Genomic DNA, 22,646 nt, shown 5'->3' with positions numbered 1-22,646 from the left:
ACAAGTAAAATGGGGCTAAATACCTTGTTTTGTTGATAACTCAGGAGGTTTGTTAATAAAGTAGGGTATTTTTTACGTTTCTCGCAGCCCAATAAGGGCGGGGCTTTAGCTTACCGAGGCATTTATTCCCAAATCCAGTCCATTTAAAACCTCCTTAACGGTCATTCTTCTTTTACCTTGGATCTGTATTTCCTTAAGATTTATATATCCCCCTTTCACGGCAATTCTCATTTCTTTCTTAGTACTTAAGACCAAGCCGGTTGTATACGTATGGATAGCTCGTTCAATTGCTACTTTATAAATTTTTAGTATCACATTTTCTTCTCCTATATGCAGGGTAGTCCATGCGGTTGGGTATGGACTTAAACCTCTGATCAAGTTGTAGATATCCATAATGGGCAAATCCCAATTTATTTCACAGGTGTCTCTATGGATTTTATGGGCAAGTTTTAATGCCCCATGGCTTTCTTGTTTGGTAGTATCAAAATTACCATTTTCAATACGTTTAACAGTTTTGAGCACAACTTCCGCTCCTAATACCATAAGCCGATCATGTAATGACCCGGCATCTTCATCTGGTTTGATTTCAGTTTCTTCTTGTAAAATTATTTCACCGGTATCTATTTTTTCATCGATAAAAAAAGTGGTTACCCCTGTTTTCGTCTCTCCATTAATAATGGCCCAATTAATTGGGGCGGCCCCTCTATATTCTGGCAGTAATGAGGCATGGAGATTAAAGGTCCCATATTTTGGCATTTGCCACACTTCTTTTGGCAGCATTCTAAAAGCAACAACAATTTGCAAGTTGGCTTCAAGACCTTTTAGTTCTTCCAAAAAAGAGGGGTCCTTCAGATTTGTTGGTTGCAAAACCTTAAGATTATTTTCAAGAGCATATTTTTTTACGGCAGATTCATTTAGTTTTCTCCCACGACCTGCGGGCCTATCCGGAGCAGTAATTACGCCAACAATGGTATATGTATTCTTTAATAGCGCATCTAGGATACCCACAGCAAAATCAGGGGTACCCATAAACACAATTCTTAGTTTTTCCATTTTCTAAATTATTTCATATTGATTTCTGGAATTAAGCTTGATTTTTCCATCTTCCAAAAATTCTTTTAAGATTAATACTACTTCTTCTTGTTGTAAAACGATAAGTGATTCAATTTCACGCGATGATAAAGGGCCTTCTATAAGCAACGATAGTATTTTGTTTTTGATGTTTTTTGGTGTGATGTTATTTTGATTGTTTTTTAAACATACATCGCAAATGCCACAATTCGTTGAGTTTTCTTCGCCAAAATAGTTGAGCAGCTGTACACTCCTGCAAATAGTATCAGTCTTAATATATGATACCATCTGTGCAACTTTTGCTTGCTTTAAGGTGTTTTGTTCCTTTATATTTTTGGCAAAGCTATGTATGGTCCTGTCATCTTCACGTGGTACGAGAAAAGTAAGTTCCATATCGCTGTGAAATCCCTTATAACTTATAATATCATCCTTGGCTAATTTTTCTAAGGCTGTAATTATAAATTCTTCCTTGGTACTGAGTTTTTTGGCAAGTAAGACCGTATTTATTTTAGTTTCAAATTCAAAAATCCCACCATAGGTTCTAAGTACAATTTTTATAAGGTTACTTAATGATCTATTATTTTCTATATATGTAAAGAGTTGGTCCTTGGAAACAATAAATTGGACAGTAATTTTTCTTGCAGCATATTCTGATAGTGCAAGAACTGAATTTCTATCCAATATTCTTAAAGCATTATAGGTAAGTAATGGATTAAGATGGTATGTTGCACAAAATGAGTTAAAATTAAGTTGGTAATTCTTTTCTCCCAATTCACCGTAAGCAATTTGGAAGTAACTATTTAGCTTGCCATAAACTAACTTCACAAATGAAACTTCCGGTAAAATGCTTAAAAATTGTCTTTTAACCTGTTCTTGGTCCGTTTTATTGGTAAGTAGAATTGCCTCTGAATAATTACCATCCCGGCCAACTCTGCCAGCTTCTTGAAAATAATTCTCAATGCAATCAGGAATTTGATAATGCACCACCATTGAAACATCTGGCTTGTCTATACCCATGCCAAATGCATTGGTAGCTACCATTATGTTTATTTTGTTATGCAACCAATCTTCTAATTTTTTCTTTTTTTCTGTTTCAGACAGGCCACCATGATAATGAGTCGCTGAAATGCCATGTGCCAATAAATATTTTGAAACTTGTTCTGTTACCCTTCTAGTTCTTGTATAGACTATACCACTTGTTTTTAAGGAGGCACAGTATTGTCTTAAACGATAATTCTTGTCCTCTTCAAACACTACCTTAAATGCAATATTATTTCTTAGAAAAGAATCCTTTTGTACATGCGGATGAATAAGCTCCAATACCTCTATAATATCTTTAGATACTTGGGAGGTGGCTGTAGCGGTAAGCGCCATTATTGGTGGTTCCGGTTGTAACTCCCTTAGGATGGTACATTTTAAATAGGCGGGTCTAAAGTCATGTCCCCATTGAGAAATACAATGAGCCTCATCAACAACAATTAAGTTTACGTTCATTTGTCGTATACGCTCCTGAACTATTTCCTGTTCTAATCGTTCTGGGGATATATACAAAAACTTGTAGTTTCCGTATATGCAATTATCAAGTAAATCACCCATATCTTCATAAGTTAATCTACCGGTTAAACCAATGGCTTTTATACCTAAACTTTTTAATGTGGAAACTTGATCTTGAATTAAAGCGATCAAGGGTGATATAACAATACAAATACCCGGTTTGGACATTGCTGGTACCTGAAAACATATAGATTTTCCGCCACCGGTAGGAAGGAGCCCCAGAACATCCCTACCATCCAAAGCAGTATTGATAATATTTTCTTGTGATTTTTTGAAACTGGTAAACCCCCAGTATTTTTTCAGGATTGCTATAGGGCTATGATCCACCTTTTAAATTGAAATGGTTAAGAATAAAGTCCATTCTATCTGTCACGGGACCAATAGGCACATCTATGACATCATAACCAAATGACGTGTAGGTATCGAATAAATGATCATGAAGCTCCACCGATTGTTGATAGGTTTCCAAGCGTTCATCATCTTGAATGTAAATAGCTTCCCAAGGAGGTAACAATATTATGGCATCGTATTTATAATCTTCACAAGGTTTCTTGAATTGGACGTCATAAGGCTGCTTAAAATAGTCCATATAGGCGAGTACATCTGGCATACCGCGATCATAGAATATAGTTTCTATACTTTGTTTAGATCCATCTAAAAATTGATTTAACCTTGCTGTGAGCAATTGTTTATTAAAAGATTTGGAATCATCCACAAAATCAATTGGGTTGTTTAAAAAATGTTCCTTGTCCGAAGTTTTTTTTGCCTCCATGGTCATTGTTCTTATGATTTCATGGTAACAATAAAACCCGGTATTTTCAAGGGATTTGATAATTGAGGTCTTACCAGTTCCTGGAGCCCCTGTGATAACTATTTTTTTACCGTTCAAGTCGTTAAGATATAGTTGCAAAAATACGAAATAGAAGGCTATTAAAAAACTTGGGATTTCCCCTTATCTTTGCATAAAAACAAGATGATGGAAGATAAAAAATCGGAGGATTTTTATATTAGGCTAAAGGAGCAATTACAGATAACTACTGTTTGGCCTTCCAATTACCTATATAAATTCATTGTACTTACCGAAATTGAAAAGATACAACAGATACATTCTATATTTGATAATGCGGGTGCGGTTATAGAGTCTAAAAAATCTAAAAACGGTAAGTATACGAGTGTTTCCATAACGGTTAACCTTAAAAATCCCGATGAAGTCATTAAAAAATATAAGGAAGTGGGGGAGATACCTGGTGTAATCTCATTGTAAAATAGTATTTCACCTATAATTTTCTTAATTTGCGGACGTTAAAAGAATACTTCTTCAAACATTTTTAAGATAAATTTTCCAATTTGAATTTAGTAGAACATTTAGAGTATAATACGGAACGACCTCAATTGATCATTCCGGAATATGGTCGCCATTTCCAAAAAATGGTTGATTACGCAGTATCTATAGAAGATGCAGAGGAGCGTAATAAAGTTGCACAGTCTATCATTAGTGTAATGGGTAATTTACAGCCTCATTTACGTGATGTGCCAGATTTCCAGCATAAGTTATGGGACCAGTTGTTTATTATGTCCGATTTTAAATTGGATGTAGAATCACCATTTCCAATTACATCAAAGGAAATATTACAAAAAAGGCCTGAGCCTTTAGAGTATCCACAGAATTTCCCTAAATATAGATTTTACGGAAATAATATTAAGCGAATGATTGATGTGGCCGTTGAATGGGAGAAAGGGGATAAGCGCTCAGGGTTGGAATATGCTATTGCCAACCACATGAAAAAATGCTATTTGAACTGGAACAAGGATGTGGTGGATGATAAAGCCATATTCAACCATCTTTTTGAGTTAAGTAATGGTGAAATCGATCTTGCCGCTAGAGGTGAAAGTTTAACGGAGAGTGGACAATTTCTAAAAAACAGGGTCGCCAAAACACCACGTACAACTACTGGCAAAAAAGGTCAAAGAAACAATCGCGGAAAGAAACGCTACTAATTTCCAAATATACAGATGGGAACATTCAGGATAGAAGGAGGGCACTCACTATCAGGTGAAATTACACCACAAGGTGCAAAAAATGAAGCTTTACAAATTTTATGTGCAGTCTTATTAACTTCAGAGAAGGTTGCGATAAACAATATACCAGATATTGTAGATGTAAATAAGCTAATATCGCTTTTAGAGGATTTAGGGGTTAAAATCCAGAAAAAAGGGAAAGGTTCATATACATTCAAGGCAGATGATATAAATCTGGATTACCTTCAATCAGACCAGTTTAAACAGGATGGTAGAGGCTTAAGGGGTTCAATAATGTTAGTTGGCCCTTTATTGGCGAGATTTGGTAAAGGCTATATTCCAAAACCTGGAGGTGATAAGATAGGAAGAAGACGATTAGATACCCATTTCGAAGGATTTATAAAGTTAGGAGCCAAATTTAGGTACAATAGGGAAGAGTATTTTTATGGTGTAGAAGCTAAGAAGCTAAAAGGCACCTATATGTTATTGGATGAGGCATCAGTAACGGGAACCGCTAATATTGTAATGGCCGCGGTTCTTGCCGAAGGTACAACTACTATTTATAATGCTGCATGTGAACCGTATTTGCAACAGTTATGTAAGATGCTTAATAGGATGGGCGCTAAAATTACCGGTATTGGTTCTAATTTGTTGGTTATTGAAGGCGTTGATCAACTAGGGGGTACAGAGCATACCATGTTACCGGATATGATTGAGATCGGTAGTTGGATAGGTCTTGCCGCTATGACCAAAAGTGAACTTACCATAAAAAATGTTAGCTGGGACGACCTAGGCCAGATACCTACCGTATTTAGAAAATTAGGAATAAAAATAGAACGCAAGGGTGATGATATTTATATTCCTAAACATACCAATGGTTATGAAATCCAAAACTATATTGATGGGAGTATCCTAACCATAGCAGATGCACCATGGCCAGGACTTACACCAGATTTATTGAGTATTCTACTTGTGGTTGCAACACAGGCAAAAGGGGAAGTGATCATTCATCAAAAAATGTTTGAAAGCCGTCTCTTTTTTGTTGACAAACTTTTGGATATGGGTGCTAAGATTATTCTTTGTGACCCTCATAGAGCTGCTATAATGGGCCATGATTTTAAATCTACGTTAAAGGCTACTACCATGACTTCGCCAGATATTAGGGCGGGGGTGTCCTTATTAATAGCGGCACTTTCCGCTAAAGGAACATCTACCATCCACAACATTGAACAAATAGATCGTGGTTACGAAAATATTGATGAACGTTTAAGGGCTATTGGGGCAAAAATAGATAGGGTTTAACTTGGTTTATTTTTCAATTAAGGTGCCATCTGGATATTTGGCAAAACGACCCTTTTCCTTATCATGTACATTATCTGGATAAGGCCAAGGCCATCCTCCAAATTGCGTTAGTCTAAATTCATCCATTGATTTTTGTAATTCCTCATTCGTATTCATTACAAAAGGCCCGTATTTGGCAACAGGTTCGTTAATAGGTTTTCCTTGCAGTACTAATATATGTGCCTCTTTTCCAATAGCCTTAATTCGAATTTCTGTTGAGGCATCAACTTCTATTCCATGGTTTGGGGTAACGGTTTCATCATCAATAGTTATATAATCTCCGTCGTAGAAATAAAGAGTTCTATTTAGTTCTTTATCGGCAATGGGTAAGGTAACAGAACCGTTTTTTTCAATATGTATATTCCAAATAGCCACTTGGTTATTGTTGTCTGAAGCCCAGGAATTTGGCGCTGGTTCAAGTGCAATGGTATTATTAAAGTTTCCAGCAATAATTTTTACCACGGCAGTGTCTAATGTTAAGATTGGGATATCCTCATGCCAAAGCATTTTAAAATGGGGCTCTGCAAACTTATTTACTTTTGGAAGGTTCAGCCATATTTGAAAAAGCTCCAAAGTATTCGCTTTGTCAGTATTTAAAAGAGGAAACATTTCTGAATGTTGTACACCACTGCCTGCGGTCATCCATTGTACATCCCCTTGACCAAAACGACCTGCGGCACCCAAAGAATCTGAATGGTCGCAAAAGCCTTTGTTTACAATGGTAATAGTTTCAAACCCACGATGTGGATGTGCCGGAAAACCTGGAATAGTCTGTCCATGGTACATTCGCCATCCATCCTTCAACGTAAAATCATTGCCTAAGTTCCTTCCTTCAAGTGATGCTTTGGGACCCATTTCTTCATTGCCTATTGGATAGTGGTCAAGATGGTACACACAGAATAAATAAGGATCTTGGGTTTGCCATGGAAATCCTAATGGGAATATATTTTTAACCATGTTTGTTATAAATCTTAGAAACGTTTTTTAATGGGCGGCGTTATTGATCTCTACCCAGTTATTTTCAGGATCTTGTACATAAATTTGTCTTACCCCATCTGCTCTAAGGGTAACAGAATTTGCTTTTCCAGGCCAATCGGAATAAGGAAAATCCTTTTCTTCTAAATACTGGATCAACCCATCTAAATTCTCTGTGGCCAAACATAAATGTACACTTTTACTGTGCTTCATAGCTACACTATCTTTGCCAATAAGGTGTAATTGGGAATTACCGTCTATTTTAAACCATCTAAAATTATCTGGGTCAGATGGATGGGGTATTTCGGTAAGTTGCAGTATATTTTTGTAAAAATCGCCTGTAGTCTTTAAATCCTTTACGATAAAGGAGTAATGGTCATACTTAAAGTCAAATGATTGTGCAGAGACTAAGGTGCTAAAGCATAATGCTAAAATGATAATGTTCTTATTCATTTTTAAATTTAATTGATAATTTTTTATTGGTTTTTGTTTATTTACCCGTAATTGGTGGTGGGCCGTCTATCATTGGTTCATAGACTTCATCCCCCTTTCTTTCTTTAAATTCTTCTTTAACCTTGGTCACCAACTTCGGATTTTCGAAAAGATCTAACATGGTCATGCCCATGGCCTTGGAAGCATATACCATTCCCTTATGGCCAATAGACATACCACCACAAGCAACAACTGCCCACGAGTGCCAAGGTGTATCTTTTGGAGCAACCGTTACACGAAGATTAATATTGGGTACGTTCCAGCTTACATCACCCACATCTGTAGAACCTCCTCCTGGATTTTTTTCTGTTTCTTTTAACGGATATACGTTACTATCCATTCCCACTTCTGGTTTACCTGTTGCTTTTTGAATAGCCTTTCCAAAAGCGTCCTCTTCTGGCGTGTAGCTAATAGGCCCTAGTAATTCTAAATTCCTCTGCATTATTTCCCCTCCAGAACGGTTCACTAAGGTTTCATAGATACCAGAAACTAATGAAATTTTGTAGTCTACATTTGCCATTATAGCGGCTCCCTCTGCCATTTCTTTTACGCGTTCATAAGTGGGCAACATTTTAGAACGTTTAGGATCACGTACACGTACCCATAATTTGGCATAATCAGGAACTACGTTAACCACTTGACCACCATCCTGAATATGATAGTGAATTCGTGAGGTCGGTAAAATATGTTCCCTGTAATAATTTATACCAGTTGTATATAATTCCAAGGCATCGGAAGCACTTCGCCCATTCCAAGGGTCTGCTGAGGCATGTGCAGTCTGGCCGTAAAATTCCACTATAAAATCTATAAGTGAAAGTCCGCTTTGAACATCAGCCTCTATTCCTGCATTAGGATGCCAGCTAATATTAACATCCACATCCTCCCATAGTCCTGCTTTTACCATCCAAACCTTTGCAAAATACTTTTCTTCTGCTGGGGTCCCTAAAAACTTTAGGGTGCCTTTTATTTTGCCAGCTTCCATAAGCTCCTTAATAGCTATGGCGGCACCAAGACTGGCGGTGCCAAACATATTATGTCCACAACCATGGCCAGCGGCCCCAGCATCAAGAGGTTCTTTTACCGGTGATGCTTTTTGGGATATACCTGGTAAAGCGTCAAATTCCCCCAAAATACTTATTACCGGTTTTCCAGACCCATAGGTTGCGGTAAAGGCTGTTGGTATATCTGCTACACCCCTGGTAACATGCAATCCATTTTTTTCGGCGTAATCTGCTAGGATTCTTGAAGATTCACTTTCGTCAAAGGCTGTTTCTGCCAAAGCCCAAATAGAATCGCTTATCTTTATTAATTGTTCTTTGTGGGTTTCAACAGATGAAATAATTTCTTTTTTGTTCTTACTTATTTTTTGACTGTAAACGCCTGAAATACCAAATGATATTAATAATAGGGGGATGAATTTATTCACATTCATAGGTATAATTAGTTTTGGTAATTATGTAATTGAAATGTCGTTAACACTTTTGTTGGCAAAAGTGTGATACAGTAAAGATACCTCTTTAAATAATTTCATAAACGTTCGTTTAGAAGTGATTTTGATAAAAATATGGAATTTAAACTGTCAAAATCTAAACTTAAATCAACTTGGTGGAATTAGTAGCTATGCAATCAATATAATTATTGGCATGATTTTTCGTTATGTATACATTAAGTCCCAAAAAAATAGATATGAGAACTACTTATTTTCTTTTCATAATTGTGGTATTGCTCACCACTATATCTTGTGGTTCAACCAACAGGCTTACTTTAGGGGTTACACAGCCAGCAAGAATAGCTGTTCCATCAGAGGTTACTAAAATTGGAATAATCAACAGGAGTATTCCTTCAGAGGAAAATAATAAACTTGATAAATTGGATAAGATTTTATCCCTTGAAGGGCTTAATTTGGATAAAGAAGGCGCAGAATTTTCCATCAATGGTCTTTTGGATGAATTGATTAGGGACGACCGATATGAAGTGGTGAAGCTTATTGATGATGTGGAAGAACAGCGTAAAGGCTTAGGTGTTTTTCCTGCTGCGTTACCATCGGAATCAGTAGATCGTATATGTGAAGAGAATGATGTGGATATTCTTTTTTCCCTTGAGTTTTATGATACTGATACGGCAGCTAATTATGAACTTGGAACAGTTATGCTCCCTAACAACTTAGGGATTAGGGTTGGAATACCAGGTCATAAGGTTACCTTGAATACCGTTATTAAAAATGGATGGAGAGTATATGACCCTTTGACAAGAAGCGTATTGGATGAGCATATTTTCAATGATTATTTAACTTCAGTAGGTGAAGGAATTAATCCGGTCAAAGCTTTTGAGGCTATTGCTGGAAGAAAAGAAGGGGTAATGCAAATAAGTAATAATGTGGGTGTCGCATATGCGCTGCAGACCAGGCCAATGCGAATTAGGGTAGCTAGGGATTATTTTGTGAAGGGCAGCAATAATTTTAAAATAGCCATGAGAAGGGCCAGAACGGGCAACTGGGATGGTGCCGCCGATCTATGGGCATCTGAGCTAGATAATCCAAAATTAAAAATTGCAGGAAGGGCCTATTACAACATGGCGATAATAAATGAAATACATGGAGATTTGGATAAGGCATTAGAAATGGCTTCTGTATCTTATTCTGATTATGAGAACAAACTGGCCTTAACTTATGTGAATATCCTTAGGAGACGCATTGCAGAGCAGCAAGAGCTAGAAGCATCCCTTAATCAATTATCTAAATAATTAATTGTTTAGGGCTTCTTTATACGTTTCCAAGCAGCGTTCCCGGGCCATTTTATGGTCTACCATTTTTTCTGGATAAGTTAGCTCCTGTAAATCGGGAACCCATTTGTTGATGTATTCTTTTTGCTTATCAAACTTATCTACTTGGGTCATAGGATTGAAAATACGGAAATAGGGTGCTGCATCAACTCCACTCCCTGCAGCCCATTGCCAATTGCCTACATTGGCACTCATATCATAATCCAATAATTTTTCAGCAAAATAAGCCTCTCCCCAACGCCAGTCTATTAAAAGGTGTTTACACAAAAAACTGGCTACCAACATGCGAACGCGATTGTGCATATACCCCGTGGCATTTAGTTCTCTCATACCCGCATCAACAAGGGCATAACCAGTAATGCCTTTTTTCCATTTTTCAAATTCCCCTTCATTATTGCGCCATACGATACGGTCATATTTTGGTCTAAAGGCTTTATCCTTAGTATGCGGAAAATGCCACAATATCTGCATAAAAAACTCTCTCCATATCAACTCGCTCCAAAAGACCTCATTTTCTTCTGCAATGGCCTTTTTTATCATTTTTCTTATGGAGACCGTGCCAAACCTTAAATGCGGACCTAATCTAGAGGTTCCATTTTCTTTGGCAGGATAGTTTCTTGTTGCTTCATAATTTTGGATTAGGGTAGGGGAAACTTCATAATCTGGAACCGTAATTTTTGAACGTTTAAACCCCAAGTCTGAAAGTGTTAGATTAGGTAATTGGGTGTGTTCTACTACATTTTTTAAATATTGGCTGGTATTCTGGAAATATAAATCTGACCCAGGATTAAATTTTTCCTTCCATTTATTTTTATAGGGGGTATACACCACATATGGATTACCATCTTCCTTAACAATTTCGGATTTTTCGAATATTACTTGGTCCTTAAAAGTTTGAAAAACTACACCTTCATTTTTTAATAGGCGATTAACTTCCTCATCCCGTTGCTTTGCATAGGGTTCATAATCCCTATTGGTAAAAACATTTCTTACATCATAATCAACAAGTAGCTTTTTGAATATATCTAAAGGTTTTCCCTTAAGAATGGCGATAGAACTACCATACTCTTTTTGTAGCTCAGTTCTCATTTGTTGTAAGGCATTAAAAATAAACGTTACCCTAGCATCGTCTATAGGCAGTTTATCTAATATTTCCGTATCAAAAATAAATAAGGGCAGAACGGGATAATCGGTTTTTAAGGCTTCTAAGAAACCAACATTATCATCCAACCTTAAATCCCTCCGAAACCAAAATATGGTCACTTTGTCTTTTTTCATTTAATTAATGTTTAGGGTAGAAAGGCCACCATCAACACCTATAATCTGACCTGTTATCCATGTGCTTTTATCACCCAGTAAAAAGGTCGTGATTTCTGCAATATCATCTGTGTTTCCCACTCTCTTTAAAGGATGTCGGTCACCCATGGCTTCCCTTTTTTTATCGTTATTTAACAACCGGCCTGCTAACGGGGTGTCTACCAAAGAAGGAGCAATAACATTAACACGTAGTTTTGGCGCATACTCTGCAGCCATTGATTTAGCAAAGCCCTCTATGGCACCCTTTGCGGCGGCAACACTAGTATGAAAAGGCATTCCGGTACCAACCGCTACCGTGCTAAAAAGTACCATGCTTCCAGAATCTCCCATTTTTGAAATTATCTTCTTTACAACCTTGACCATACTGAAGAAATTTAAGTTCATATCCGCCTCAAAAGTATCAAGTCCCATCATCTTAAAGGGTTTTAGGTTAATACTTCCAGGACAATATACAAAACCATCTATTTGTTCCGGTAGATGGCTTTCGTCCAATACATCCTTAGTAGCATCGAAAGGAATATGGACCACATTTTCATGTTGTAGGTTTTCGTTGGTCCTTGAGGCGACATATACCTTGTTATTTTCTTGTATTTTGGTAACTATTGAGGCCCCAATGCCATGTGAGCCTCCTATTAGTAATATATTTTTCATTTAAAATGATTTAAATTCTATACTTTTTGGTCTACCTATTATTTCACCAAAAATTTCAATAAGTTTACCTTCTCGGTAATCAAATATTTGTTTTAGTTGTCTTTTTACAATTAGTGGATGGGCGAGTTGTCCCAAAATTCCGAATGGAATTTTATAATCAATGATATCTTCCATCTCCACGCCACCAGGTATCTCTTTTATAAAGTGTTTATGATGCCATAAGGCATAAGGTCCGAACCTTTGTTCATCTACAAAATACTCGCCTTCTTTAACATGGGTGATCTCAGTTACCCATTTGGTACTAAGGCCAGGAAAAGGTTTTACTGTATATTGAATTATTTGTCCGGGAAACATGTCTTTATCTGCGCCAGATAGAATATGAAAACCCATATGTTCTGGGGTTATTACCTTTAAATTAGCAGGGTCAGATAAAAAATCCCAAGCTTCTATTTTAGATATTGGCATGGATTGTTTTGCACGTAATTGATATAATTTCATAGCTCTGTTTTAACAAAGGTAATTTCAATATTGTTTAATAAAAAATAAATTTAGTTAAACAAAATAAAATAATTTGTTTAACTAAAAATGCATTTCATCGTTTAACTATTTCAGAAAACTTATAAAATCACAATTCCATAATTTGTTTTGTAATTTAACCTCTCTTTTTTATTTGCTATGCGATTATTTTATGTTGTATTATTCGTTTGGAGTACTTTGGCCTTAGGACAGGATGTAGTTAAGGATATTGGGGAGTTGCCAAATGATATATGGGAGACCTCGGGATTAATATATTACAACGGTCGACTTATTACTCACAACGATTCTGGGGGGACACCACAACTCTTTGAGTTAGATACGCTATCAAGACAAATAGCACGAACCGTCACCGTTTCTAATATTGAGAATATTGATTGGGAAGCCTTAAGTCAGGATGAATCCTATATTTATATTGGTGATTTTGGGAATAATGTAGGTACTAGAACCAACCTTAAAGTATATCGGATTTCAAAATCTGATTATAACACTTCTGATACTGTTATGGCGGAGACCATAGGTTTTACGTACGAAGACCAAACCCAATTTGAGGATAATGGTAATAGTGATTGGGATGCTGAAGCTTTTTTTGTATTTGGGGATGAGTTAATTGTCTTAACAAAGCAATGGCAAAGTTCTGGATCAGTGGCCTATGCTTTTCCAAAGACTCCCGGTAATCATGTTGCGGAGCAACGGGATGTAGTAATTAACATGGGTTTGATAACCGATGCACATTACAATACAGAAACTAAAACCTTGTTTATTATAGGGTATAATAGTTTTTTAGCACCTTTTGTAGTTTCATACACCGATATTACCAAAACGGACATATTCAATGACACTGGAACAAGAACCGATTTGGATATTGGTATAGCTCAAGTAGAAGGATTAACAAGCGATACTCTCGGCAATTATTATTTTACCTCCGAATATTTTACAAGGGCTTCGCCTAGTATAACCTCTAGTTCTAGATTGTTCAAATTTGAATACCAGTCGGAACAAAACCCTGAGCCCGATCCTTTACCAGAAGAACCTAAACCGGAGGAACCAGAACCTATTGGGCAGATAGATGAAGAAGTTCTTATTCTGTATAAAGATGCGTCATCAAATGAACTGAAATTTGAGATAAACTCGGATAAAAAACTCTATGGGCTTCGCATATACGATGTTTATGGAAAACTTGTTTGGCATTCATTAGACTCCGATTTGATGAAAGAAGGTGTTTTGACAAACCACTTACCAAATGCAGTGCATTATTTTGTCGTTTATTTTTCAGATGCTATAGTTTCCAAAGGGTTTTTGTCTTATTAACAACGCTAATTTCATCTTTATTTAAGATATAATTAACTAAACTCGCTTTGGTTTATATTTAGTTTTGTTGGAATACTAAAAAACATAAATCATGAACAAAGTAGTACTCTTTTTATTGGCAATCGCGGCTTCTCTTTCCCTTGAAGCCCAGATTAATACGCCAGCCCCAAGTCCAGCTTCTAAACTTACACAAATGGTTGGTTTAACAGAAGTAACTCTAGATTATTCTAGGCCTTCAATGAGAGGTAGACAAGTATTTGGCAATCTTGTTCCTTATAATAAGTTGTGGAGAACAGGTGCAAATGCGTATACCAAAATTTCATTTGATACGGACTTTACTGTTAATGGGACCGAAGTTAAGTCAGGAACCTATTCCATCTTCTCAAAGCCTGGTGAATCAAATTGGGAAATTTTCTTTTACACAGATATTATTGGTGGTGGTACACCAAGTGATTGGGACGAAAGTAAAATTGTCGCAAAAGCTACAGTGCCTGTCTATAAAATGGAAGAACCAATAGAGACCTTTACCATAACCATAGATAATGTTGCAAGTAACGGTGCAATTTTAGGTATTTTATGGGAAAATGTTTATGTAGGGGTTCCTTTTGAAGTACCTACCGATGCTGCTGTCATGGGTTCAATTGATAAGGCTTTGGCTGGTCCAAGTGCAGGTGATTTTTATGCGGCGGCGGTATATTACGCTTCTGAAGAAAAGGATATTAACAAAGCAAAAGAGTGGATGGAAAAAGCAATGGAAATGACTGAAAAACCTGCTTTTTGGCAGTTAAGACAACAGTCGTTAATATTGGCAAAAGCTGGGGATACAAAAGGAGCTATTGAAGCTGCTAAAAAATCTTTGGCTGGTGCTAAAGAAGCCGGTAATGACGATTATGTAAAAATGAACACAGATTCCCTTAAAGAGTGGGGAGGAATGTAAGTAAGCAATGGCGATTATAAAAATAAAACCCGTAAACTAAGTATTAGTTTACGGGTTTTATTTTTGTTATAAACTAAGAAATTATATGTACACCATCGCCAATATGCAACTCATACACTTCAGCATCAATACCTGTTTCTTCTTTGTAAGTAGATATTAAACTAGTAATACTATCCTCAACTAAATTTGTTTTAACTAGGTTGATGGTGCAACCACCAAATCCACCACCCATCATTCTTGAACCTATAACACCTTTAAGTTTTTGACCAATTGACACCAAAAGATCCAATTCTTTGGTGGTAATCTCATATTCTTTAGACATGGCATTGTGACCTTCCAATAACAGTGCACCAACCTTATTAGCGTTACCACTTTCTAAGGCATTCTTCATTTTTTCTACTCTACTGTTCTCTTCCAAAATATAGTTGGCCCTTTTAAAATCCGTTGATGGGATTTCATTTTTAATGGAATTAAGGTCTGCTAGTTTCACATCCCTTAATGAGTTAATTTCTGTGTTGGACTGCCTTAAATGATTTACCACCAATTCGCATGATTCCCTTCGTTTGTTGTATTCAGAATCTACTGCTAAATTGTGCTTTATATTAGAATTAATCAGCACCCAACTATAGCCATGAAGATTAATAGGTATATGTTTATGGTCAAGTGTTTTACAATCTAAGAACAACGCATTGGATTTTTTGCCATACAGTACGGCATATTGGTCCATAAGACCACAGTTTAAACCTATATTGTGTTCAGCTTTTTGGGCAATTAAGGCAATCTCCGCTTTGTTGATCCCCAAATCTAATAGTTCAGAAACTGCATATATAAACCCACAACAAAGAGCAGCAGAAGAGGAGAGACCAGAACCAATAGGGATATCCCCTCCAAAAACGCAGTCAAAGCCTTTTAAATTATACTTTTTATCCCGTAATATTTTTAATATGGCCTTAAAGTAATTGCCCCAAAAAGAGGAAAACTCGTTAGTTTTTCCATTTAGATCAAATGTTATTTGCTCAGGGGATGTTAAAAAGGTTTCTATATTAATGTGCTTGGAATCATTTTCCTGTATAGCAAAATATATGGCTTTTTCTATGGCTGCAGGCATTACAAAACCAAGATTATAGTCTGTGTGCTCGCCTATCAAGTTTATTCTACCTGGGGATTTTATAAGTAATGGTCGATTATTATATTTTGATTGAAATGAATTCTTAATTACTTCGGCAATCATTGTTTTGGTATTGCAAGATTTACTGGCTATTTATTAATGGTCTTTTAAGAACTCTATCAAATGCCTCAAAAAACAAAGCGATTAATATGACCATTGCAGCCCCTATAAAATTTAACCAAAGATAACCAAGCTTTTCCTCTCCACTAGGGTAGATATGTATGAGGTTGTAGTAAATCACACAAATAATTATTTGTGTGATTATTGCTGCAAAAAATACAGCGTTGCCTTTTACGAACTTAAAGAAGAATGCCAACAAAAATATGCCAAGAACGTTGCCATAAAATATACTACCTATGATATTTACAAGCTGAATCAGGTTATCAAATAAATCGGCTATACATGCTATTAAAATGGCTATTATACCCCAAATAAGTGTAAAAATTTTGGAGACTTTAACATAGTACTTCTCTGAACGAACTTCTTTTTTATTTCGTTTATAAAGATCTAATGCCGTAATTGTTCCCAGAGCATTTAGTTCGGAAGCCGTAGAAGACATGGCTGCGGAAAGTATTACCGCTAACAATAGACCTATTAGGCCCCTTGGTAAATTATGTAATATAAAGTGGATAAAAACATAGTCTTTATCATTCGTTTCTACAGAATCATTTGCCTGTTTAATCATGGATTTTGCGGCAACCCTATTCGTACTATCTTTTTTATTTATATCAATTATCTGCTGTTTGGCTTCTTGTACCGCAGTAAATTCCTTAAGATCAAGCGCTGTTGAGAATTTATTCTGGGCAATTCGCTTTTCAGCTTCCAATAAAACTTGGCCTTCTTGCAATAATTTATAGTCGTTTGCCAAATTAGATTCCATAACGGCTTGTGTTGCAGAAGGATTAAAGTTTAATGGTGACGGATTGTATTGATAAAAAACAAACACCATAACCCCAACCAAAAGAATAAAGAATTGCATCGGAATTTTTAGGATCCCATTAAATATAAGTCCCAATTGACTCTCTCGAATAGATTTTCCAGAAAGATAGCGTTGTACCTGACTTTGATCTGTACCAAAATAGGCCAAGGCCAAAAACAGCCCTCCAGTTATACCACTCCAAAAAGTGTACCTGCTCTTGGTATTCATATCAAAGTCTAGGATATCAAGTTTGTTACTGGCACCGGCAATTTTTAACGCTTTACTAAACGTGATATCCGATGGTAGATATCCTAAAATAAAAAAGAAGGTGATGAACATGCCCGTCATGATTATGAACATCTGCTGTTTTTGTGTTACACTAACCGCTTTTGTACCACCAGAAACAGTATAGATAATTACCAAAATGCCTATTATGATATTCAATGTCCACAAATCCCAACCAAGAACAGCAGAAAGAATTATTGATGGTGCAAAAATGGTAATCCCTGCCGCTAAACCACGTTGCATAAGAAAAAGTATTGCCGTTAAGGACCTGGTTTTTAAATCAAATCTACCTTCCAGAAACTCATAAGCAGTATACACTTTCATCCTATGATACAAAGGCACAAAGACCATACATATAATAATCATGGCCAATGGAAGGCCAAAATAAAATTGTACAAATCCCATACCATCATGAAAGGCCTGTCCTGGGGTAGATAAAAAGGTGATCGCACTGGCTTGTGTAGCCATTACAGATAAACCAATGGTCCACCATTGTGCTTGGTTTCCGCCTCTTACATAATCATTTACGTTTTTGCTACCTCTGGTTTTCCATACACCATATGAGACAATAAAAAGCAAGGTGCCACTAAGAATGGTCCAGTCTAGTGCTCCCATATTATTTAAATGATGTCATTAGGTAATAAAATACTAGGACATAAATAAGATTCAAAACAAGCACAATAGTATACTCTTTTTTCCAACCTTTAGCATCATCTTTTTCTGGGTTCATCCTTTTATTTGCTCTTTGTTTTCTAACTTATCTTTGCCTACAGATAACATGTTGGAAAAAAGTTTATATGCTCCTGGTACACCGGCTGGTAATTCCCTAAAGAAACTTAGTCCAGTATAAATATAGTTTCCTTTGCCATAAGGGGCAATTAACAAACTACCTTTTGACGCGTTTTCCCCTTCATCTTTCATTTCAAGAACAGGTGTAAATTGCTCTGCCCATTTATTTGGGAAGTATAGTCCTCTTTCTTGCACCCAACCCTTAAAGTCCTCTTGCTGAATCTTGTTAGGGAAATTAACTATTGAATGATTTGGTGCGATTAGGTTTACTTCAGAATTTTCGTTGGTAACACGGTCTCTCGAAATTTCTAGGCTATAAGGGGCGATATTCTCAAATTGACTTGCCCACCTACTGGCAGTATTATATTGGACAATAACATTACCTCCTTTTTCAACATAATCAAAGATGAATTTTTGTTTGAAACGTAGTTCTTCAACTACATTATAGGCACGTATACCCAATACCACAGCATCATATTTCTCTAATGATCCTTCATTGATATCTGCAGGATTTAGTAAATGAACAGTGTAACCAATTTGCTCGAGACTGGTGGGCACTTCATCACCGGCCCCCATGATATAGCCAATATGTTCTCCTGATTTCTCAATATTCAATCGTACGACTTTGGTTTCGGATGGCAGCAAAATGGTTTGTGTAGGAACGTGATCATAAGCTATACTGACTAATTCCTTACTTATTTCCTTACCATTTATGTTAATAATTGGGGAGATATAACTTGCACTTTCCAATTGTGGTGGATGTATAGTAAACACTAAGGTCTGCTCGTCACCTTTTTTTGTAATATTGAAATTTTGGGTTTCCTGATCTACATTCCAACCGTTATCAAAGTTTAATCGAACACTGCCAGTTATATTGTCCTTGTGTGCTTTAATGGTTACTGGAATCTGTTTTGAAGTGCCATCTGCAAAAATGATTACCTTTTCCTTTATACTTGCTGTGGCTTCTGGGATAATTTCAAATGGTTGATAAATTTCTCCCTTATCGGGCTTGGCATATTTATATACTACGTCAGTAGTAAAAGGAATGATAATATCCTTAAATTTTAAATTGAACGTTGCTTGAAAGGCCTTAGGCGTTTCTGGCATGCCTATCAGCTCTTTATTATCAACACGATACGTGCCTAAGCTTCCCTTCTCCATTAACCAATATGGACTGGTATACGTCGTGTTCAGGGGAATCTTAAAATCAATTTTTTGTTCAAATAGCACATTGTTCCTTAATGTAATGGGCTCTTGGGTTTGGGTTTGATCATTGACGGTAATAGATTCTATAATAACTTTATGGTTACTCCTATTCAATGCCTCAATATTAATATTGATATTTTCGCTTGGGTTTGAATACCCTACGTTTGTAAAGGATTCTAAATGTAAACCGGCAATAGCAAGTATAATGGCTTTTAGCTCTTTTGTTTTTTGGTTTCTCCAATGCTCGTCATTAACTTTTTGTAAAAGAACATAGGCTGCTGTTAATTCCTCTAAATGAACGGATGGGTCCTTAAAATTAAAATCTGATTGGACCTTATTTAAAATTTCACCAATTTTAGCACCACCTTCAATTCTTGTCCAAGTAGTGTTGATTCCATCAAATAAATTATTTTTATCAGCTGGTAAATCACCTTTTAGAAGTTCTATATATTCATTTTCAGAGCCCCTAGAGCTTAACCTTCCAAAGCCTTGGCACAAATGTTGGCTACTTGCTAAAGAGGCAATTTCATTATTGGATACACCTAATATTGGATAGTAAACACCTATATCTACATTAAGCATTTTGGATTTATCAGCTTTATCAAATTTTTCTTGGCTACCGTAGAACCACCAAGACGTATTGAAAAATAATCTTTTTGGCTGCCAAGTTCCTGTACCTTTTAATCTATCAGAATAGGCGGCAGGATTATTTGCCAAATCAAAGGCCTCCATGCTTAACATGGCAGATGAAGTATGATGGCCATGTGTACTTCCTGGACTACGGTGATCAAATCTATTGATGATAATATCTGGTCTAAATTTCCTTATCGTTGTAACAACATCCCCTAAAATGGCTTCCTTGTTCCATATTTCCAATGTTTCCTTAGGATGTTTAGAATACCCAAAATCATTGGCCCTGGTAAAAAACTGTTCACCGCCATCAATACTTCTGGCGGCCAATAATTCTTGTGTCCGCAACACCCCCAGTAGTTCACGTAATTCTGGTCCTATTAAGTTTTGCCCCCCATCTCCACGTGTTAAGGACAGATATCCTGTACGTGCATGTACATTATTGGACAAATACGAGATTAATCGTGTATTTTCATCATCAGGGTGGGCAGCGATATACAATGCAGTACCCAAAAAGTTCAATTTTTGGATGGCATGGTAAATCTCCGATGGTGAATGTTCTTTTGGTGACTGGGCTGTACTATTTTTCGATAAGAAAAGTATGCAAAGAGAAAGTACCCAAATTAGGCGCATATTGTTGGTTTTTGGTCTAAATTCAAAGATAACAAGATTAAGTACCTACCGAACTTTTTTTACAAGTACTTTAACAAACTATGATCCGCCAATTGAATCCTGCCCTTCCTGCTCTCTATAGGTTGAAACTAAAATGACACCTTTTTGCAAAATCATGTTATTTGGATACGTTAATACTTCACCATTGGCTTTTCTTAAATGTAAATGAAAGGCTTTAATATCTTCAATAATTAAATTTTCCTTTTCAAGATGTTCAGAATCTAAGAGTTCCTTATCAAGTATTTGAATGGTATTCCCAATTTTAAAGGGAAATGAGAAAAATATGATTACTCCGGCTGTAATATTGCTTAAAATAGACCATTGTGCAAAAAGTGCAACTCCTATTACTGCAAATACAGAGGAAACCAACACCCCAAGATCTTTGTAATTCACGCCCCAAACCAAAGTCAACGCGGCACCAATAGTTAGACTTAAACCAATAGAGATATATTTTACAATAAGGTTAGTCCTTACTTGATTGAACTCACCTATTTTCCCAACTTTTCTGACTATTGATGTCAAAATAAGCTTAGCGGTAAATGCTAAAATAAGTATGATAAGGGTGCTTAGCAGTTCACTCTTATGGATGGCAATAAATTCTTCCATTTTTCTATAATCCTAAACTATCGCGCAAATATAAATCCTTATTACTATTCTGTTGCCAGTAAGGACTTTTAATGGTCTTAATTTTTGTTGCGGTTGATGTTAATATTTTAGCTGCCTGACCAAAACCTCCTTTAAATGAATCTGTCCATCCTTCAATGGTATAAGGAAATGAGTTCATAAAAGATATTTTTAATGTTCTCTGTAATTCTGGATAGACAATAGAATATATGCTTATATCATCCTTTTCACTAAAAGATGTTATTGCCTTATATGCCTTTAATTCTTTATGGGACAACCTAATATATTCCAAAGATGGAATCATAGATATTTCACCTACAGGTAAATTTTTATGATTGACCCTTATCTTGTTCCATATTTCATTTTCCAAAACAGTTTTTTCTAAATGAAATTCTTGATCCGCTTCAGATCCAAAATAGGAATGGGACATAATTTCAAAATCAGACCTATTATTTACTTGTGCGTAAACGTGACCACACCACTCTTGCGATGAAAAAGAAACCTTAAGGGCATGTTCATTATCATATACCGGATAAAAACTACTGGTCATAATAGAATAAGGGTAAATGCCGGTTATATAATTCTTAGTTGCATTAAGTTTTAAAACTGGAATATTTGATGGGTCGCTTTCATCTGCTTTCACTTGTAATTCAGGTAAAAATGGTTCTGTAACATATATTAATACCGCATTGCCATCTCTTAATTCCCCATATCTGGCCTGTTCTAGTTTATATGAACTAATTTCTGCATCGCCAGCATACCAGTACGATTTAAACTCATCCGACAGCTGTACTTTTTGGCTCTTATTTTTATTAACGGCCTTTTCTGAAGAAGGTACATTATCCGTATCATTTGTCTGGTCCTTACAAGAATTAAGCAATGAAAATAAAACGGCGGCCAGCAGTACTGCCGTTTCAAATCGTAACCATTTTTTAAACATAATTGCGAAGTTTTATTCGAAAATCGAGATTAAATACGTAGGACACATGTGTCGAATTAGTATTATTTCATGTAACTACCTCGTGAGCTATCTCTAAAGTAGTTTACTAAAATTAATCAAAAAGGATTAGCCTACCATGTCTGTTAACGTTTTGTATACGAGGTTCGTTGGTAAGCCAACTACATTTGTTATGTATTCATTCTACCTATTAAATTATAAAATCGGACTGTCCAAATATAAAATTGACGTTTATAACTCTTAGAAACTACGGTTTTTTCATCGTCACTTATGGAATAATTTTATCCCTCAAATTAAACGACTTGACCCGTTATTAAATCATGACAATATGTTAAACTAATACTAAATCTGCTTTTCCATTTACTAATTCGTATTTGAAAAACTCTTATTCAAATATAGGAGAACAATAAAA

Annotated in this window: 20 protein-coding genes; 6 read left to right on the top strand and 14 right to left on the bottom strand. The window is 36.1% G+C overall.

The features are described 5' to 3' along the window. Positions 1-105 precede the first annotated feature (105 nt). The 3 genes from fmt to ACOCEA_RS10170 are packed head-to-tail and all read right to left on the bottom strand — an operon-like array spanning position 106 to position 3,535. Positions 106-1,053, bottom strand: a complete 948-nt coding sequence (fmt, locus tag ACOCEA_RS10180) for a methionyl-tRNA formyltransferase (protein ID WP_420756125.1) — start codon at positions 1,051-1,053, stop codon at positions 106-108. Positions 1,054-1,056: 3 nt separating this feature from the next. Then, positions 1,057-2,952: a RecQ family ATP-dependent DNA helicase gene (locus ACOCEA_RS10175; protein WP_420756124.1), complete on the bottom strand. Its 1,896-nt coding sequence runs from the start codon at positions 2,950-2,952 to the stop codon at positions 1,057-1,059. Next, positions 2,942-3,535: an AAA family ATPase gene (locus ACOCEA_RS10170; protein WP_420756123.1), complete on the bottom strand. Its 594-nt coding sequence runs from the start codon at positions 3,533-3,535 to the stop codon at positions 2,942-2,944. Before ACOCEA_RS10170 ends, ACOCEA_RS10175 begins: the two co-directional genes overlap by 11 nt. Positions 3,536-3,601: 66 nt before the next feature. On the opposite strand from ACOCEA_RS10170, the gene ACOCEA_RS10165 reads away from it, so the two are divergent. The 3 genes from ACOCEA_RS10165 (at position 3,602) to murA (ending at position 5,946) form a co-directional block, all read left to right on the top strand. Continuing rightward, a complete protein-coding gene (locus ACOCEA_RS10165) occupies positions 3,602-3,889 on the top strand; it encodes a DUF493 family protein (RefSeq protein WP_420756228.1) in 288 nt (95 codons plus the stop codon). Between the two features lie 83 nt (positions 3,890-3,972). Next, positions 3,973-4,623: a DUF4290 domain-containing protein gene (locus ACOCEA_RS10160; protein ID WP_420756122.1), complete on the top strand. Its 651-nt coding sequence runs from the start codon at positions 3,973-3,975 to the stop codon at positions 4,621-4,623. Between the two features lie 15 nt (positions 4,624-4,638). Beyond that, positions 4,639-5,946, top strand: coding sequence for a UDP-N-acetylglucosamine 1-carboxyvinyltransferase (murA, locus tag ACOCEA_RS10155; RefSeq protein WP_420756121.1), 1,308 nt, complete (start codon positions 4,639-4,641; stop codon positions 5,944-5,946). 6 nt (positions 5,947-5,952) lie between these two features. Here the strand turns inward: murA and ACOCEA_RS10150 are convergent, their stop codons facing one another. From ACOCEA_RS10150 to ACOCEA_RS10140, 3 genes are read right to left on the bottom strand one after another with little or no spacing between them, the layout of a single operon-like run. Continuing rightward, positions 5,953-6,942: a pirin family protein gene (locus ACOCEA_RS10150; RefSeq protein ID WP_420756120.1), complete on the bottom strand. Its 990-nt coding sequence runs from the start codon at positions 6,940-6,942 to the stop codon at positions 5,953-5,955. A 27-nt stretch (positions 6,943-6,969) separates the two neighbouring features. After that, positions 6,970-7,413 carry a VOC family protein gene (locus tag ACOCEA_RS10145; protein ID WP_420756119.1) on the bottom strand — a complete coding sequence of 148 codons (444 nt, stop codon included), beginning with the start codon at positions 7,411-7,413 and terminating at the stop codon, positions 6,970-6,972. Positions 7,414-7,450: 37 nt separating this feature from the next. Beyond that, complete coding sequence (locus tag ACOCEA_RS10140; protein WP_420756118.1) at positions 7,451-8,884, bottom strand: amidohydrolase; 1,434 nt, start codon at positions 8,882-8,884, stop codon at positions 7,451-7,453. Between the two features lie 254 nt (positions 8,885-9,138). Here ACOCEA_RS10140 and ACOCEA_RS10135 point away from each other — a divergent pair, with 254 nt between their 5' ends. Further along, the gene (locus ACOCEA_RS10135) at positions 9,139-10,194 is read left to right on the top strand and encodes a DUF6340 family protein (RefSeq protein WP_420756117.1); all 1,056 of its coding nucleotides are present in this window, start codon (positions 9,139-9,141) and stop codon (positions 10,192-10,194) included. On the opposite strand, the gene ACOCEA_RS10130 is transcribed toward ACOCEA_RS10135, so the two are convergent. Genes ACOCEA_RS10130 through ACOCEA_RS10120 form a run of 3 tightly spaced genes read right to left on the bottom strand, consistent with a single transcriptional unit; the run spans position 10,195 to position 12,699 of the window. Continuing rightward, positions 10,195-11,511 (bottom strand): cryptochrome/photolyase family protein, encoded by a 1,317-nt coding sequence (locus ACOCEA_RS10130; RefSeq protein WP_420756116.1) that lies wholly within the window; start codon positions 11,509-11,511, stop codon positions 10,195-10,197. After that, positions 11,512-12,201, bottom strand: a complete 690-nt coding sequence (locus ACOCEA_RS10125) for an SDR family NAD(P)-dependent oxidoreductase (RefSeq protein WP_420756115.1) — start codon at positions 12,199-12,201, stop codon at positions 11,512-11,514. It lies immediately after the preceding gene. Next, on the bottom strand, positions 12,202-12,699 hold the full coding sequence (locus ACOCEA_RS10120; protein WP_420756114.1) for an SRPBCC family protein: 498 nt from the start codon (positions 12,697-12,699) through the stop codon (positions 12,202-12,204). It abuts the gene before it with no gap. Between the two features lie 177 nt (positions 12,700-12,876). Here ACOCEA_RS10120 and ACOCEA_RS10115 point away from each other — a divergent pair, with 177 nt between their 5' ends. Together ACOCEA_RS10115 and ACOCEA_RS10110 are read left to right on the top strand one after the other, a co-directional pair. Then, on the top strand, positions 12,877-14,046 hold the full coding sequence (locus tag ACOCEA_RS10115; RefSeq protein ID WP_420756113.1) for a hypothetical protein: 1,170 nt from the start codon (positions 12,877-12,879) through the stop codon (positions 14,044-14,046). Positions 14,047-14,137: 91 nt separating this feature from the next. Beyond that, on the top strand, positions 14,138-14,983 hold the full coding sequence (locus ACOCEA_RS10110; protein ID WP_420756112.1) for a DUF2911 domain-containing protein: 846 nt from the start codon (positions 14,138-14,140) through the stop codon (positions 14,981-14,983). A gap of 73 nt (positions 14,984-15,056) precedes the next feature. Here ACOCEA_RS10110 and galK read toward each other — a convergent pair whose 3' ends face one another. The 5 genes from galK to ACOCEA_RS10085 all read right to left on the bottom strand — a co-directional run bounded on the left by galK (position 15,057) and on the right by ACOCEA_RS10085 (position 22,216). Further along, positions 15,057-16,214 carry a galactokinase gene (gene galK, locus ACOCEA_RS10105; RefSeq protein ID WP_420756111.1) on the bottom strand — a complete coding sequence of 386 codons (1,158 nt, stop codon included), beginning with the start codon at positions 16,212-16,214 and terminating at the stop codon, positions 15,057-15,059. 19 nt (positions 16,215-16,233) lie between these two features. After that, positions 16,234-17,970 carry a sodium:solute symporter family protein gene (locus ACOCEA_RS10100; RefSeq protein WP_420756110.1) on the bottom strand — a complete coding sequence of 579 codons (1,737 nt, stop codon included), beginning with the start codon at positions 17,968-17,970 and terminating at the stop codon, positions 16,234-16,236. Between the two features lie 111 nt (positions 17,971-18,081). Further along, positions 18,082-20,613, bottom strand: a complete 2,532-nt coding sequence (locus tag ACOCEA_RS10095) for a PIG-L family deacetylase (RefSeq protein WP_420756109.1) — start codon at positions 20,611-20,613, stop codon at positions 18,082-18,084. 78 nt (positions 20,614-20,691) lie between these two features. Next, entirely contained in the window at positions 20,692-21,258 is a 567-nt protein-coding gene (locus tag ACOCEA_RS10090) for a mechanosensitive ion channel domain-containing protein (RefSeq protein WP_420756108.1), read from the bottom strand. A 4-nt stretch (positions 21,259-21,262) separates the two neighbouring features. Then, positions 21,263-22,216, bottom strand: a complete 954-nt coding sequence (locus ACOCEA_RS10085; protein ID WP_420756107.1) for a septum formation inhibitor Maf — start codon at positions 22,214-22,216, stop codon at positions 21,263-21,265. Positions 22,217-22,646: the final 430 nt, after the last annotated feature.

It is taken from the genome of Maribacter luteocoastalis, assembly GCF_048890225.1.
GTDB classification, from domain to species: domain Bacteria; phylum Bacteroidota; class Bacteroidia; order Flavobacteriales; family Flavobacteriaceae; genus Maribacter; species Maribacter luteocoastalis.
The sequence above is the reverse complement of the archived record's forward strand: the minus strand, read 5'-3'. Positions and strand labels throughout refer to the sequence as shown.

What these genes read in the sequence shown, in the direction of transcription:
- fmt (WP_420756125.1), bottom strand. Translation starts at nt 1,053, where the DNA reads ATGGAAAAACTAAGAATTGTGTTTATGGGTACCCCTGATTTTGCTGTG.
- ACOCEA_RS10165 (WP_420756228.1), top strand. Translation starts at nt 3,602, where the DNA reads ATGGAAGATAAAAAATCGGAGGATTTTTATATTAGGCTAAAGGAGCAA.
- murA (WP_420756121.1), top strand. Translation starts at nt 4,639, where the DNA reads ATGGGAACATTCAGGATAGAAGGAGGGCACTCACTATCAGGTGAAATT.
- ACOCEA_RS10150 (WP_420756120.1), bottom strand. Translation starts at nt 6,942, where the DNA reads ATGGTTAAAAATATATTCCCATTAGGATTTCCATGGCAAACCCAAGAT.
- ACOCEA_RS10145 (WP_420756119.1), bottom strand. Translation starts at nt 7,413, where the DNA reads ATGAATAAGAACATTATCATTTTAGCATTATGCTTTAGCACCTTAGTC.
- ACOCEA_RS10140 (WP_420756118.1), bottom strand. Translation starts at nt 8,884, where the DNA reads ATGAATGTGAATAAATTCATCCCCCTATTATTAATATCATTTGGTATT.
- ACOCEA_RS10135 (WP_420756117.1), top strand. Translation starts at nt 9,139, where the DNA reads ATGAGAACTACTTATTTTCTTTTCATAATTGTGGTATTGCTCACCACT.
- ACOCEA_RS10130 (WP_420756116.1), bottom strand. Translation starts at nt 11,511, where the DNA reads ATGAAAAAAGACAAAGTGACCATATTTTGGTTTCGGAGGGATTTAAGG.
- ACOCEA_RS10125 (WP_420756115.1), bottom strand. Translation starts at nt 12,201, where the DNA reads ATGAAAAATATATTACTAATAGGAGGCTCACATGGCATTGGGGCCTCA.
- ACOCEA_RS10120 (WP_420756114.1), bottom strand. Translation starts at nt 12,699, where the DNA reads ATGAAATTATATCAATTACGTGCAAAACAATCCATGCCAATATCTAAA.
- ACOCEA_RS10115 (WP_420756113.1), top strand. Translation starts at nt 12,877, where the DNA reads ATGCGATTATTTTATGTTGTATTATTCGTTTGGAGTACTTTGGCCTTA.
- ACOCEA_RS10110 (WP_420756112.1), top strand. Translation starts at nt 14,138, where the DNA reads ATGAACAAAGTAGTACTCTTTTTATTGGCAATCGCGGCTTCTCTTTCC.
- galK (WP_420756111.1), bottom strand. Translation starts at nt 16,214, where the DNA reads ATGATTGCCGAAGTAATTAAGAATTCATTTCAATCAAAATATAATAAT.
- ACOCEA_RS10100 (WP_420756110.1), bottom strand. Translation starts at nt 17,970, where the DNA reads ATGGGAGCACTAGACTGGACCATTCTTAGTGGCACCTTGCTTTTTATT.
- ACOCEA_RS10095 (WP_420756109.1), bottom strand. Translation starts at nt 20,613, where the DNA reads ATGCGCCTAATTTGGGTACTTTCTCTTTGCATACTTTTCTTATCGAAA.
- ACOCEA_RS10090 (WP_420756108.1), bottom strand. Translation starts at nt 21,258, where the DNA reads ATGGAAGAATTTATTGCCATCCATAAGAGTGAACTGCTAAGCACCCTT.
- ACOCEA_RS10085 (WP_420756107.1), bottom strand. Translation starts at nt 22,216, where the DNA reads ATGTTTAAAAAATGGTTACGATTTGAAACGGCAGTACTGCTGGCCGCC.